Here is a 14,034-nt window from a genome sequence, read left to right as displayed (position 1 = left end):
GGGGGAACCGGAAATGGAAAGAAGTTTATCGATGGAGCTTGTCCGCGTAACAGAGGCGGCGGCACTGAATTCAGCTCGTTGGATGGGAAGAGGAAAGAAAGACGAAGCAGATGATGCAGCAACAACTGCAATGCGGGATGTTTTCAATACTATTCCCATGCAAGGAACGGTTGTAATCGGTGAAGGGGAAATGGATGAAGCGCCAATGCTTTATATTGGCGAAAAACTTGGTACTGGTCTTGGGCCGCTAGTGGATGTTGCTGTTGATCCTTTGGAAGGAACGAACATCGTTGCATCTGGCGGCTGGAATGCATTGGCTGTATTGGCGATAGCCGATAAGGGGAACTTGCTTCATGCCCCGGATATGTATATGGATAAAATAGCTGTCGGACCCGAGGCTGTTGGCCAGATTGATATCAATGCTTCCGTCTTGGACAATCTGAAAGCGGTAGCCAAGGCAAAGAATAAAGATATCGAAGACGTGGTTGCAACAGTATTGAACCGTGATCGTCATTCGAAGATCATTCATGAACTTCGTGAGGCGGGGGCACGTATCAAGTTGATCAACGATGGAGATGTAGCGGGAGCCATAAATACGGCCTTCGATCTTACCGGTGTCGATATCTTATTCGGTTCTGGCGGGGCTCCAGAGGGAGTTATTGCAGCCGTTGCCTTGAAATGCCTTGGAGGGGAAATTCAGGGTAAGCTTGTTCCTCATAGCGATGAAGAAGTGGAACGCTGTGGAAAAATGGGCCTTGATTTAGGAAAAGTCCTCAGAATGGAAGACCTTGTTCGCGGAGATGACGCAATTTTTGCTGCAACAGGTGTGACTGATGGAGAACTTTTACGCGGTGTACAATTTAAAGGACATTACGGTGAAACACAATCCGTGGTCATGCGTGCTAAATCCGGTACCGTTCGATTCATTGATGGGCGTCACAGTCTTAAGATTAAACCGAATGGCTTGATTGACTGATAGCGTGTTTTAGAAAAATCACTTTTAAAAAGCGAGCGGTTTCATCGCTCGCTTTCTCTTTAAAAAAATTTAAGTTGAATAATTAAAATAAAAAAAGTAAAATAAAGCTTGGTCTACTATTAATAAATTGAAAATCTGCCCTTTCACTCCAAACTTCAAGAAGCCTTCAAATAATTTTCTTCTTTACATGTAAAAATGTATCATCCTTTCTAAGAAAACTCTGGTCGGGTACATGGATTGAGGTTTTTCTTCCATCTAACAAACCATTTCTTTTTCAGTATGGGTGAAAACGTTTAATTAATAAAAGTGTGGTGTCATAATGAATTTAACTATTTCTAATTTAGAAAACATGAAACTAAAGGATCTATATGAGCACGCGCGTGAATATAAAGTTTCCTATTACAGCAAACTTTCAAAAAAGGAACTTATATTCGCTATCCTGAAAGCACAAGCTGAGCAGGATGGTCTCCTATTCATGGAGGGCGTTTTAGAGATCATACCTTCAGAGGGCTTTGGTTTCCTGCGTCCAATTAATTATTCTCCAAGCTCGGAGGATATTTATATTTCTGCTTCACAGATCCGCAGGTTCGATTTGCGAAATGGAGATAAAGTGTCCGGTAAGGTAAGGCCTCCAAAAGAAAACGAGCGCTATTATGGATTGCTGCATGTCGAAGCAGTCAATGGCGATAATCCGGAATCGGCTAAAGAGCGTGTCCACTTTCCGGGTTTAACGCCGCTGTATCCAAACAGGCAAATTAAACTGGAAACGACACCGAAGAACTTATCGACCAGGATCATGGATGTGCTGGCACCGGTCGGTTTTGGGCAGCGTGGTCTGATTGTCGCACCGCCAAAAGCCGGTAAAACGATGCTTATCAAGGAAATCGCCAATGCGATAACCACAAACCATCCCGAATCGGAATTGATTGTGCTGTTGATCGATGAACGCCCGGAAGAAGTGACGGACATTGAACGTTCCGTCGCAGGAGACGTGGTAAGTTCAACTTTCGATGAAGTGCCGGAAAACCATATCAAGGTGGCTGAGCTGGTATTGGAACGAGCCATGCGCCTTGTGGAGCATAAACGGGATGTCATCATATTAATGGACAGCATCACCCGGCTTGCCCGTGCATACAACCTTGTCATTCCGCCGAGCGGGCGTACACTATCAGGGGGTATTGACCCTGCTGCATTCCACCGTCCAAAACGCTTTTTCGGTGCGGCGAGGAATATCGAGGAAGGCGGCAGCCTGACAATCCTTGCTACAGCATTGGTAGATACGGGTTCAAGAATGGACGATGTCATTTATGAAGAATTTAAAGGTACGGGCAATATGGAGCTGCATTTAGATCGTGCACTTGCCGAAAGACGCATCTTCCCGGCAATCGATATTCGTCGCTCGGGCACTCGTAAAGAAGAATTGTTAATTCCGAAGGATCGCCTGGATAAACTATGGGCCATTAGGAAAACGATGTCAGATTCACCTGATTTCTCGGAGAAATTCCTTCGCCGTCTAAAACAGACAAAGGGTAATGAAGAATTTTTCAGTAAGCTGGATGAAGAGATGACAGAAATGAAAAAGGGGCCAGCGAGCGTAAAACGTTCTTAAACCCTGTAAGAAACAAACAGTTGCACAACTAGTCTTAAGTTGTTATAATGAGTTCATGTGTTTTTACAATAAATGTGAGGGTGCTATTCCCTCAACTTGAAGTATATAACTCTGTTTCGAATGATTCAGGGCATAAGGAGCTGAAAAGAATGAAAACTGGAATTCATCCAAATTATAAGCTTTCAAAAGTAATTTGCTCTTGCGGAAACACTTTTGAAACTGGTTCAGTTAAAGAAGAGATCAAAGTTGAGACTTGTTCAGAATGCCACCCATTCTATACTGGTCGTCAAAAATTCGCTGAAGCTGGCGGACGTGTTGATCGTTTCAACAAAAAATACGGTATTAAATAAGCCGGACTTTTTAAAAAACAGGCAAGTATTTTTCTTGCCTGTTTTTTCTTTTCCATAAACAAGTAAGAATTTATATAAAGCCGGGTCGACTTCAATTATGGCCAAGGGATCGACAGGTGGAAGGGAGTAGCTGTTTCCATGTATGTAATGAAACAAACAGGCTGGATCGAGCTTATTTGCGGAAGCATGTTTTCAGGTAAATCTGAGGAATTGATTAAACGAGTCAGCCGTGCTCAATTTGCTAAAGAGCAAATAGCTGTATTTAAACCAGCTATTGATAATCGCTATGCGGAAGAGGCTGTCGTATCACATAATGGCTCTTCTGTGATGGCAAAACCGATTGCCCATTCAACGGATATTTTTAAGTATTTGGACAAGCCCCTGGATATCATTGCAATAGATGAAGTGCAATTTTTTGATCATGAAATTATCGGGGTTGCCCAGCATCTTGCGGACAGCGGTTATCGAGTGATCATGGCTGGACTCGATCAAGATTTCAGAGGTGAACCATTCGGTCCTATGCCTGTTCTATTATCGCTTGCAGAATCGGTGACTAAGCTGCAGGCTGTGTGTGAAGTGTGCGGATCGCCTGCGAGCAGGACACAGCGATTGATAGATGGGGAGCCGGCCTCCTATGATGAGCCGATCATCCTTGTGGGTGCATCGGAATCATACGAGCCCCGCTGCCGCCATCATCACGAAGTTCCGGGTAAGCAGGCTGTTGGGATTAAAGAACATATTTGAATGATGGTGCCCTATGATCCACTGAGATCGTAGGGTGCTTTTTTTATGAAGAAATGGTTGGGAATGATTATAAGGGGCGGAAAAACTGCTGGAGGTTGCATGACCAATACATGGAAGGGAAATAAAAGATGAATATTGCCCCATTTTGGGCAGGCTAACGGGGAAATGTTCTTCTTAACCAGTCAAAATGGAGGGAAAAAATATGAAATCGAAACTGCTTATTATGACGGCCTTTCTGTTTGCTGTACTAACGGCATGCGGCCAAAATGACAATGCAATAAATAATGATTCGGAATATGGGGATCAATCCCGTGATGGCAGGGATTTTGTTGGCAAGGGTTTAAATCAGGTATCCAATAAGGATTGGGACAATGAAACGGAACGACCATCAGATCAGGTCCTCAACACACCTCATCATACATCCAATAATTCTCCATCCATGGGGCAGCAAATTGATAAAATCCGCGAAGTCATCGAATCGGAAACTAATTATGAGGCGGGCTCCGTTTGGTTTAATGGAAATACCATACATGTTACAGTCCATGATAAAGGCAAAATCAAGACGGAAAAAGAAAGAAATGAGGAATTGCAGCGAATACAAGGCATGATAAACAGGGTTGTGCCACAATATAATTTAGATGTCAAATTAAAGAAATAACGACATTTTTGAATCCTCTTTGACGTTGATTATTCACCTATACTATAATTAACCTAGAAGTGAACTGAGCTGGGGCACTAAGTACTTATTTATAGTTAGAAGAGATGGATTACTTCCAATTCGTTTCAGATGTTTTGGAAAATTTATGAGGTGAATAATTTGTTTGATCGTTTACAAGCAGTAGAAGATAGATATGAAAGATTGAATGAACTATTGAGTGACCCGGAGATCATTAATGACTCTAAGAAGCTAAGGGAATATTCTAAGGAGCAATCCAGCATTCAAGAGACCGCATCGACTTATAAGGAATATAAAGCGGTTCGTGAGCAACTCCAGGAAGCGAAAGCTATGATGGAGGAGAAACTTGATGCGGATATGCGTGAAATGGTAAAAGAAGAGATCAATGAACTTGATGAGACCATACAAGGCCTTGAGGGTAAACTGAAAATATTGCTTATTCCGAAGGACCCTAACGATGATAAAAACGTGATCATGGAGATCCGCGGAGCAGCAGGCGGAGATGAGGCGGCCTTATTTGCGGGTAGTCTATACCGAATGTATAGCCGTTTTGCCGAGGTGCAAGGTTGGCGGACCGAAGTCATTGAAGCTAGTCCTACAGGGCTTGGCGGTTACAAGGAAATCATATTCATGATTAATGGAAATGGTGCTTATTCAAAATTGAAGTTCGAAAATGGAGCACATCGCGTTCAGCGGGTACCTGAAACTGAATCAGGCGGACGGATTCATACATCTACAGCCACGGTTGCCGTATTACCTGAAGCTGAGGAAGTGGAAGTTGAAATCCATGATAAGGATGTACGTGTCGATACCTTTGCATCAAGCGGTCCTGGAGGGCAAAGTGTCAATACGACAATGTCGGCGGTGCGCTTGACTCATATTCCGACTAATACGGTTGTATCCTGTCAAGATGAAAAATCACAAATCAAGAACAAAGAAAAAGCAATGAAGGTTTTGCGCGCCAGGGTGTACGATAAAATCCATCGCGAAGTACAGGCGGAATATGATCAAAATAGGAAGCTTGCCGTTGGAACGGGCGATCGGTCCGAAAGGATTCGCACTTATAACTTCCCGCAAAACCGCGTTACCGACCACCGTATTGGTTTAACGATTCAAAAACTGGATCAAATCATGGAAGGTAAATTGGATGAAGTCGTTGATGCATTAATCATGGAAGACCAATCTTCAAGGCTGGAAAATGCAGATGAGTAACTCTGCCGTGAAAGTGTTCGGAGCCCTTAAATGGGCTTCTTCTTTTTTAAAGGAAAATGATCGTGATGCCAATGCTGGGGAAATTCTGTTACAGCACTTTTTAAAACAAACTCGCTCCCAAATGCTGGCCAACCTTCATGATGAGCTTAGTGAAGCGGTTTTTGGGCAATTTAAGGCCGCTATTGAGCTGCATGCTGAGGGAACGCCCATCCAATATATTATCGGCCATGAAGAATTTTATGGACGGACCTTCTTTGTGAATGAAGAAGTGCTCATACCGAGACCTGAAACAGAAGAATTGATTTATTATACTTTACGTAAAATCCCAGCCATTTTTATGGAGGGACAGAAGCTTTGTTTAGCTGATATTGGGACCGGCAGCGGCGCAATCGCCATAACAATGAAACTTGAAAAGCCAAACTTATTGGTGACCGCCACGGACATAGCGGAACCATCGCTTGAGGTGGCGCGGAAAAATGCCGAAACGCTTGGTGCCGAAGTGGAGTTCACGCAAGGTGATTTGCTTTTGCCTTTCATAAACAAAAAACAGAAGGTGGACGTCCTTTTATCGAACCCGCCATATATACCAGATGATGATCATGAATCAATGTCAGTAGTCGTGACAGGTCATGAACCGCATCGTGCATTATTTGCCGGTATCGATGGGCTGGATTTTTACCGCCGCTTTATGGAACAGTTACCTCTGATCATGAAGGTGCCTGGGCTGATCGGTTTTGAAGTGGGTACTGGACAGGGTGAGGCGGTTGCCGATTTATTGAAGCGAGCCTTTCCTGCTGCAGAAGTATCCATTGCAAATGACATTAATGAAAAAGATCGAATGGTCTTCGCTGTATTAAAGTGATCCGTCTTCCTATGTGAGACGGATTTTTTTATGGAAACCATCCTCATTATCCTTTGGAATCTATATTTCCAGCTATCAACATTTTTTATTTTTTTACTAGTTTAAGATAGCTGGAAAATGGTGAGACTAATTCATGTGAGGGGGCGAAGGCGATGAAAACTAAACATTTAGCCATTATTTATCTATTAATCTTAACTATAGGAACGATCGTAAGTATATATATGCCTAAAGCGGAGATGGTCGGTGCAGAAGATACGAAGGTGATCCCGGATGAGGCGATTCGTCTGCGGATACTTGCTAATAGTGATGCAGAAAAGGATCAAGCGGTTAAACGGCTGATTAGGGATGAGGTAAATGAAGATATCACAAAGTGGGTCGAGGAACTTACTTCTTTGGATGAAGCGAGGGATGTGATCACCTCGCATCTGCCGGATATCCAAGCGACGGCTGAGGCAGTTATAAAGGAACAGGGTATGGAGCAGTCAGTTAAAGTGGATTTTGGACAAGCGGAATTTCCGACAAAACTCTACGGGCAGTATTTATATCCGGCAGGGGATTATGAAGCGGTGATTATCACGCTTGGGGAAGGGGAAGGCGCAAATTGGTGGTGTGTTCTATTTCCCCCATTATGTTTCCTGGATTTTTCAAATGGGACGGCTGTAAGTCAAAGTCCGATTGTCGAGGATGAGGGTGAAGGATCGTTGAATTCGGAAGGGAAGGCGCATGCTGCAACAAATGAAGAGGGTGAGCCCGTTGCAGCGGAAGAAGTTGAAGAAGAAGTGCTGGTTGAAAAGGAAAAAGAGCCCGAGGAAGTGGTTGAAGAAAAGGTAGTGGAGGAGAGCGTAAGAGAAGTATCGGTAGGAACGCTAAAAGAAAAGGTTACAGAGCCGGAAGTAAAGGAAGAAGTGACAGAAGTAAAAGACAAGGAACAAGTGACGAAAAAAACCATTGATGGGAATGTTGAAGAAAACCAGGTTGAACTTGCGGCATCAGATAAACAAGGTCAACAATTATATGAAGGGGAAAAGGAGCCTGAGGTGGAAGTGAAGTCCCTGTTTGCAGAAATCTTCAATGATCTATTTTAAAAAGGGGGCAGATGCCCTCTTTTTTTAAAATCAGATAATTTCGTAAACATATCCACAGGGTTATTAACAAAAAATCAAAAAAGTCTGTCATTAATCATTAATATCCACAAACTTATCCACGGATTCGATGTGGTTATCCCCAATTTGTGGATAACACTTGAATTATGTGAATACTTCTTTTATACTTTCAAAGTATCTTAAAGTGAATTTATTACAATAATTTGAGAATATCGTTCATATAAAAGCAATTATATAAAATAAGAAACGTTAAAAGGCGATGGTGTTCAAGATGAAAACGAAAATTTGGTCAGTGGATAAAAATGTGGATAATTTACAAAGTTATCCCCAGATTACAAAATCAGCTGAATTATTAAAGGCAAATCAAGTGGTGGCTTTTCCTACAGAGACTGTTTATGGACTGGGGGCGAATGCCAAAAATGACGAGGCAGTCAAAAAAGTGTTTGAAGCGAAGGGGCGTCCGAGTGATAATCCTTTGATCGTTCACATAGCCTCCGATGACCAGTTGTCAGATATTGTAGAAGAGATTCCGGAACAGGCCAAGAAGCTGATGGCAGAATTTTGGCCGGGTCCTTTGACTTTGATCATGAAACGAAAACCGGGCCAGCTATCAAACCTTGTGACAGCTGGATTGGACACAGTGGCTGTCAGGATGCCAGATCATCAGGTTGCCCTAGGCCTTATTCGTGCAAGTGATTTGCCCATTGCGGCTCCAAGTGCAAATACTTCCGGGAAACCAAGCCCCACTTCAGCGAAACATGTTGAAGATGACTTGATGGGCCGGATTGCAGGTATAGTCGATGGCGGGACTACGGGTGTGGGCTTAGAATCCACAGTACTTGACTGCACTGTGGAAGTACCTGTTATTTTAAGGCCTGGCGGGGTGACCCTGGAACAGCTGGAAGCGGTAATAGGTGAAGTCAGGCAAGATGTCGCGTTGAAGAATCAGGAAACAGCGCCAAAAGCCCCGGGCATGAAGTATACCCACTATGCTCCGAAGGCCCCCCTATATTTAGTCAAGGGTAATCAAACTTTCCTTCAGCAGCTTGTGGATGCAAAAAGAACTGACGGGTTAAAGGTGGGCATCATAGCGGCTTACGAACATCAACAGGATTATAAGGCGGATTATGTGGTTGTCCCAGGTTCATTAGCGGATTTACATACTGTTGCAACAGGCTTATATGATGCTTTAAGACAGTTTGACGAGCTGGAGGTCGATGTCATTTTTAGTGAAATGTTTCCTGACCATGGAATAGGAGCGGCGGTCATGAACCGGCTTGAGAAGGCTGCAGGTCATCAAATCATCAAGGAACATGTGTAATAAGAACTGATTTATCCTTCTATTTCTTTTCGGACATGCATAACATGTAGTAGGCACGTCCGAGGGGGATTTGAATGAATACATTTGCTGGAGAAATCATCACCTTATTGCTAATGGCATTCGCGCTGGGAATGGATGCCTTTTCAGTTGGCCTTGGAATGGGAATGTTTAAGCTAAGGTTGAGGCAAATACTTTTTATAGGGCTAACAGTAGGTATTTTTCATATTTGGATGCCCTTGCTTGGAATGGGGGCGGGCCGATTCATTTCAGAAAAATTCGGGACCTTTGCTACATACGCTGGCGGTCTATTGCTGATCATTCTTGGTATACAGATGTTTATCCCTGGTAAAAAGGATGGAGCTGGTGCCAGGGAAAATAAGATGCTGGCTCCTGTCGGAAAAGGTCTATTCATTTTTGCCATAGGGGTAAGCCTGGATAGCTTCTCGGTAGGATTGACACTGGGAATTTACGGTGCAAAAACGATTTTAACCGTTCTTTGTTTTGGGTTTGCAGCCACCCTATTAACGTGGGCTGGCCTTTTACTGGGTAGAAAAATGCAGGGCTTGCTTGGCGTGTATAGTGAGATTCTTGGCGGAAGCATCCTGTGTGCGTTTGGATTGAAATTATTGTTCTCTTTTTGATCCGCTTGAATTCATATCGTTCCTTCCTCAACTGTTCCGATTACTGGAGCGGTTTTTATTTTTCTTCGGACATAATGAGAGTGATTTTTTTGACTATAATAAACGGGCGATAGCTTATAATGAATAAAAAAGGAGGCGTTAAAATGATCCGAGTATTATTTGTATGTACAGGTAACACATGCAGAAGCCCGATGGCAGAAGCGATACTGAAACATAAGAATATTGCGGGTGTTGAAGTGAAGTCCGCAGGCGTGTATGCTTCATCAGGCCAGGATGCTTCGCTGCATGCTAAAAATGTATTGGTTGAAAATGACATAGTGCATAATCATCATTCAACGCCCTTATCCGAGAAGGAAATGGAATGGGCAACTCATATTTTCACCATGACGGAAGGGCATAAATCTGCCATTACCCGTGCATACCCCCAGATGATCGATAAGACTTTTACTTTAAAGGAATTCGTTATTGAGGATAAATATGATAGAGATATAATAGATCCGTTTGGCGGTTCTGAAGGCATTTACCGGGAAACGTTCAGGGAGCTGCAGGAATTAATAGAAGAATTAGTCAAAAGGCTTAAAGAATGAACGGGTACATAATGTGGTCGCTGAAGTAAAAAGATATTACTAAGCTTGTTGACCGTCAGTGCAAAGTGTAAGAATCAAGGCAGTCTCAAGGCTGCCATTGCAGAATAAGCATCTGCTGGAGCGGAAGAAGTGACGGCCAGGACAAGCGAATAAGCTCTAGTCGTGGAAAATGTCGAAAAATCGGCAATGGAAATTTTAAAGTTAAAGCGGAAAAGGGTTAACAGGACCCTTACCCGCTTTCACACTTGACATTTTACTGCAGGAAGCCCGAGTTGGTTTCCTGCTTCTTTGCGGGGAAAAAGGGTGGACATCCTTTATCTTTTCATAATTTTGTGACACAATAAAATCAAACGAGAAAGCTAAGGAGGATTATGATGAAAGTTGCGATTGCTTCGGATCATGGTGGTATACATATCCGTGAAGAAATAAGGAATTTATTGAATGAGTTACAGATTCCATTTGAGGATTTTGGCTGTGAATGCAGTACGTCGGTGGATTATCCTGATTATGCCTTGCCGGTTGCTGAAAAAGTGGCGCGGGGTGAGTTCGATCGGGGTATTTTAATCTGTGGAACAGGAATTGGAATGAGCATTGCTGCCAATAAAGTCAAAGGAATACGATGTGCATTGGTTCATGATGTCTATAGTGCGAAATTGACCCGTCAGCATAATGATACCAATATGTTAGCGATGGGGGAACGTGTCATTGGCCCGGGTCTGGCCAGGGAAATTGTCCAAACATGGCTGACTTCGGAATTTGAAGGCGGGCGTCATCAAAACAGGATCGGTAAGATTGCGGAGTATGAAGGTAAACATAACTAATTTCTATGGTTTTTTGGAGAGAACCCTTTTCTACCGATAGCAAGTTTTTTTATTGAAAGGATGCGTTTTCATGAGAAGTGATGCTACATTTTCAAATGAGCTTGGGATATGGGAAAACCAGTTTCGGGAACTTTTACATGAGTTTCAAGAACAGACAGCTTTAAAAGAGAAACAGCTACTAGTGATCGGCTGCAGTACAAGTGAAGTGATCGGGAAAAGGATCGGTACTGAAGGTACGCTCGATGTTGCAGGGATGATTTTTTCCGTAGTTAGGGATTTTCAAGGGAAAACGGGTGTTCAGGTTGCCTATCAATGTTGTGAACATCTAAACAGGGCCTTGGTTTTACAAAGGGAAACCGCGGTTCGATATGATTATGAAGAAGTTTCTGTTGTACCTGTAAGAACAGCTGGGGGATCGATGGCGACGTATGCCTATCAGCAATGGAAGGATGCTGTCGTTGTCGAGCATATTAAAGCGGATGCGGGGATTGACATTGGGGACACCTTCATTGGCATGCATCTGAAGCATGTGGCGGTTCCGATTCGCTCTGCCATTAAAGAAATAGGGCATGCACATGTGACCATGGCAAAAACACGTCCGAAACTGATTGGCGGGGAGCGGGCCGTTTATCAGGACATTTCTGATAATAAGAGTTGTACTTAATGGATAAGGGGGACAGCATTTCTCGGATGGAGAATGCTGTTTTTTAATTGAATGAGTTCGAAATCGTAAAGCCACTTTATAGTGCTAATAGAATAGTGATTTTGCTTATGAAATATAGGGTGAAAGAGCTAATTAGCATAATTTTGATGTTAAATACGAACGTTATTAAAAGAAAAAACATTTAACGTTCGATAAAATTAGACTATCACTTCTAAATTAGACATGTTAAAATGGAGTAGAATTTTCTAATAACTATTGGTAAGGCTTTTTCATGCTTTTTTGAAGGCATGTTGCACATAAATACTAAAAAGCGAATCACGCACAATTTGAGGAGGAATTACGGAATGAATCGTTTAGCAAAGCAAGATGAGCAAGTGTTTAACGCAATTCAACTGGAATTAGGGCGTCAAAGAAGTAAAATTGAGCTTATTGCTTCTGAAAACTTCGTGAGTGAAGCTGTCATGGAAGCACAAGGATCGGTCTTGACTAATAAGTATGCGGAAGGATACCCTGGAAAACGTTACTATGGCGGATGTGAGTATGTAGACATCGTTGAAGATCTAGCGCGTGAGCGTGCGAAAGAAATTTTCGGAGGGGAGTATGTGAACGTACAGCCCCACTCTGGAGCTCAAGCCAATATGGCCGTTTACTTTACTGTTCTTCAAACTGGAGACACAGTGCTTGGGATGAACCTTTCGCATGGAGGTCACTTAACACATGGAAGTCCAGTTAACTTCAGTGGCGTTAACTATAATTTTGTTGAATATGGTGTAGACGAAAAAGATCACCGTATCGATTACAATGATGTATTGGAAAAAGCGCGTCAGCACAAACCTAAATTGATCGTAGCGGGTGCGAGTGCATATCCGCGGGAAATTGACTTCAAGCGATTCCGTGAAATTGCAGATGAAGTCGGGGCTTATTTAATGGTCGATATGGCGCATATTGCAGGTTTGGTTGCGGCTGGATTACATCAAAGCCCGATTCCTTATGCTGACTTTGTAACGACAACCACTCATAAAACACTTCGCGGACCACGCGGAGGGATGATCATCTGTAAAGAAGAATTCGGTAAGAAAATCGATAAATCCATTTTCCCTGGAATTCAAGGCGGCCCGTTGATGCATGTTATATCCGCTAAGGCTGTTGCATTCGGCGAAGCGCTTCAAGATGAATTTAAAGTATATGCACAACAAATCATCGATAATGCTAAACGTTTGGGCGAAGGTTTGAAGAAAGAAGGGTTCACCCTTGTTTCTGATGGAACGGACAATCATTTGATTCTTCTTGATGTGCGCTCTACTGGATTAACGGGAAAAATCGCAGAACATGTTTTGGATGAAATTGGTATTACCGTGAACAAAAATGCGATTCCTTATGACCCGGAAAAACCATTCGTTACCAGCGGTATACGCATTGGGACTGCGGCGGTGACATCACGTGGCTTCGGATTGGAAGACATGGATGAAATAGCTGCAATCATCGGACTTGTTTTGAAAAATAATGAAGACGCAGCTAAACTTGAAGAAGCAAAACAGCGTGTTGAATCATTAGCGAGCAAATTTGAATTATATCCTTCATTGTAATATCGTAGCTGCTCCCTTTTAAAGGGAGCGGTTTTTTTTATCTTATTGTAAGGCTGGTGTTAGAAGAATCCGAATAGTGAAAATAGGTCTGACATCTAAACCTTTATTGAAGATTGAACCTTTTTTCTGTAAAATAGGTTGAAGTGAATTTTAAAAGACACGAAAATTTTTCTATTCGATTAGGGAAATCATAAAAAAGCGCAAAACTAAGCAATGGAATTGGAGAGATGCTAAATGGGAAAAGTTTATGTTTTCGATCACCCGTTAATTCAACACAAATTAGCCTATATACGTGATATAAATACAGGAACAAAAGAATTCCGTGAACTAGTGGATGAAGTTGCATCATTGATGGCATTTGAAATCACGAGGGATATGCCACTGGAAGAAGTGGAAATCCAAACGCCTGTAAGCACAGCGAAAGTGAAAATGCTTTCTGGTAAAAAAGTGGGTATCGTCCCGATTTTACGTGCAGGCATAGGGATGGTGGACGGGATCATTAAGCTGATTCCTGCTGCAAAGGTCGGACATGTTGGACTTTACCGTGATCCTGAAACATTGAAACCGGTGGAGTACTATGCCAAAATGCCAAGCGATTTGGCAGAAAGGGAATGCATTGTCGTTGACCCGATGTTAGCCACTGGCGGATCAGCCATCGAAGCGATCCATTCCATTAAAAAGCGCGGTGCAGTCAATATTAAATTCATGTGTTTGATTGCAGCTCCAGAGGGTGTAGAGGCATTGAAAGAAGCCCATCCTGATGTTGATATTTATATTGCGGGTCTTGACGAAAAACTGAATGAACACGGGTATATCGTTCCAGGTCTTGGAGACGCGGGAGATCGTTTATTCGGCACAAAATAAGGAAAGAAACTGAGGTGT

15 protein-coding genes are annotated in these 14,034 nt (G+C 42.8%); all 15 read left to right on the top strand.

Going from position 1 to position 14,034, the window contains the following annotated elements; genetic code table 11:
• Positions 1 to 13 precede the first annotated feature (13 nt).
• Positions 14 to 976 carry a class II fructose-bisphosphatase gene (glpX, locus tag JNUCC41_RS08155; RefSeq protein WP_192207266.1) on the top strand — a complete coding sequence of 321 codons (963 nt, stop codon included), beginning with the start codon at positions 14 to 16 and terminating at the stop codon, positions 974 to 976.
• Between the two features lie 319 nt (positions 977 to 1,295).
• On the top strand, positions 1,296 to 2,585 hold the full coding sequence (gene rho, locus JNUCC41_RS08150) for a transcription termination factor Rho (protein WP_228467574.1): 1,290 nt from the start codon (positions 1,296 to 1,298) through the stop codon (positions 2,583 to 2,585).
• A gap of 149 nt (positions 2,586 to 2,734) precedes the next feature.
• On the top strand, positions 2,735 to 2,935 hold the full coding sequence (gene rpmE / locus JNUCC41_RS08145) for a 50S ribosomal protein L31 (protein ID WP_034315847.1): 201 nt from the start codon (positions 2,735 to 2,737) through the stop codon (positions 2,933 to 2,935).
• 138 nt (positions 2,936 to 3,073) lie between these two features.
• A complete protein-coding gene (locus tag JNUCC41_RS08140) occupies positions 3,074 to 3,679 on the top strand; it encodes a thymidine kinase (RefSeq protein ID WP_034315845.1) in 606 nt (201 codons plus the stop codon).
• Positions 3,680 to 3,881: 202 nt separating this feature from the next.
• Positions 3,882 to 4,337: a hypothetical protein gene (locus JNUCC41_RS08135; protein ID WP_192207265.1), complete on the top strand. Its 456-nt coding sequence runs from the start codon at positions 3,882 to 3,884 to the stop codon at positions 4,335 to 4,337.
• Between the two features lie 159 nt (positions 4,338 to 4,496).
• Positions 4,497 to 5,567, top strand: a complete 1,071-nt coding sequence (prfA, locus tag JNUCC41_RS08130) for a peptide chain release factor 1 (protein ID WP_192207264.1) — start codon at positions 4,497 to 4,499, stop codon at positions 5,565 to 5,567.
• Between the two features lie 7 nt (positions 5,568 to 5,574).
• On the top strand, positions 5,575 to 6,429 hold the full coding sequence (prmC, locus tag JNUCC41_RS08125; RefSeq protein ID WP_192207263.1) for a peptide chain release factor N(5)-glutamine methyltransferase: 855 nt from the start codon (positions 5,575 to 5,577) through the stop codon (positions 6,427 to 6,429).
• A gap of 152 nt (positions 6,430 to 6,581) precedes the next feature.
• Complete coding sequence (spoIIR, locus tag JNUCC41_RS08120) at positions 6,582 to 7,514, top strand: stage II sporulation protein R (RefSeq protein WP_192207262.1); 933 nt, start codon at positions 6,582 to 6,584, stop codon at positions 7,512 to 7,514.
• A 289-nt stretch (positions 7,515 to 7,803) separates the two neighbouring features.
• The gene (locus JNUCC41_RS08115) at positions 7,804 to 8,853 is read left to right on the top strand and encodes an L-threonylcarbamoyladenylate synthase (protein ID WP_192207261.1); all 1,050 of its coding nucleotides are present in this window, start codon (positions 7,804 to 7,806) and stop codon (positions 8,851 to 8,853) included.
• A gap of 74 nt (positions 8,854 to 8,927) precedes the next feature.
• Entirely contained in the window at positions 8,928 to 9,494 is a 567-nt protein-coding gene (locus JNUCC41_RS08110) for a manganese efflux pump MntP (protein WP_192207260.1), read from the top strand.
• Positions 9,495 to 9,637: 143 nt separating this feature from the next.
• The gene (locus tag JNUCC41_RS08105; RefSeq protein ID WP_192207259.1) at positions 9,638 to 10,081 is read left to right on the top strand and encodes a low molecular weight protein arginine phosphatase; all 444 of its coding nucleotides are present in this window, start codon (positions 9,638 to 9,640) and stop codon (positions 10,079 to 10,081) included.
• 374 nt (positions 10,082 to 10,455) lie between these two features.
• Complete coding sequence (gene rpiB / locus JNUCC41_RS08100; RefSeq protein WP_192207258.1) at positions 10,456 to 10,902, top strand: ribose 5-phosphate isomerase B; 447 nt, start codon at positions 10,456 to 10,458, stop codon at positions 10,900 to 10,902.
• Between the two features lie 70 nt (positions 10,903 to 10,972).
• Positions 10,973 to 11,566 carry a TIGR01440 family protein gene (locus JNUCC41_RS08095; RefSeq protein WP_192207257.1) on the top strand — a complete coding sequence of 198 codons (594 nt, stop codon included), beginning with the start codon at positions 10,973 to 10,975 and terminating at the stop codon, positions 11,564 to 11,566.
• A 344-nt stretch (positions 11,567 to 11,910) separates the two neighbouring features.
• A complete protein-coding gene (glyA, locus tag JNUCC41_RS08090) occupies positions 11,911 to 13,152 on the top strand; it encodes a serine hydroxymethyltransferase (protein ID WP_192207256.1) in 1,242 nt (413 codons plus the stop codon).
• A gap of 234 nt (positions 13,153 to 13,386) precedes the next feature.
• The gene (gene upp, locus JNUCC41_RS08085) at positions 13,387 to 14,016 is read left to right on the top strand and encodes a uracil phosphoribosyltransferase (protein ID WP_034315825.1); all 630 of its coding nucleotides are present in this window, start codon (positions 13,387 to 13,389) and stop codon (positions 14,014 to 14,016) included.
• The last annotated feature ends 18 nt before the right edge of the window (positions 14,017 to 14,034 follow it).

Source organism: Brevibacillus sp. JNUCC-41 (assembly GCF_014844095.1).
GTDB lineage: Bacteria > Bacillota > Bacilli > Bacillales > DSM-1321 > Peribacillus > Peribacillus aracenensis.
The sequence above is the reverse complement of the archived record's forward strand: the minus strand, read 5'-3'. Positions and strand labels throughout refer to the sequence as shown.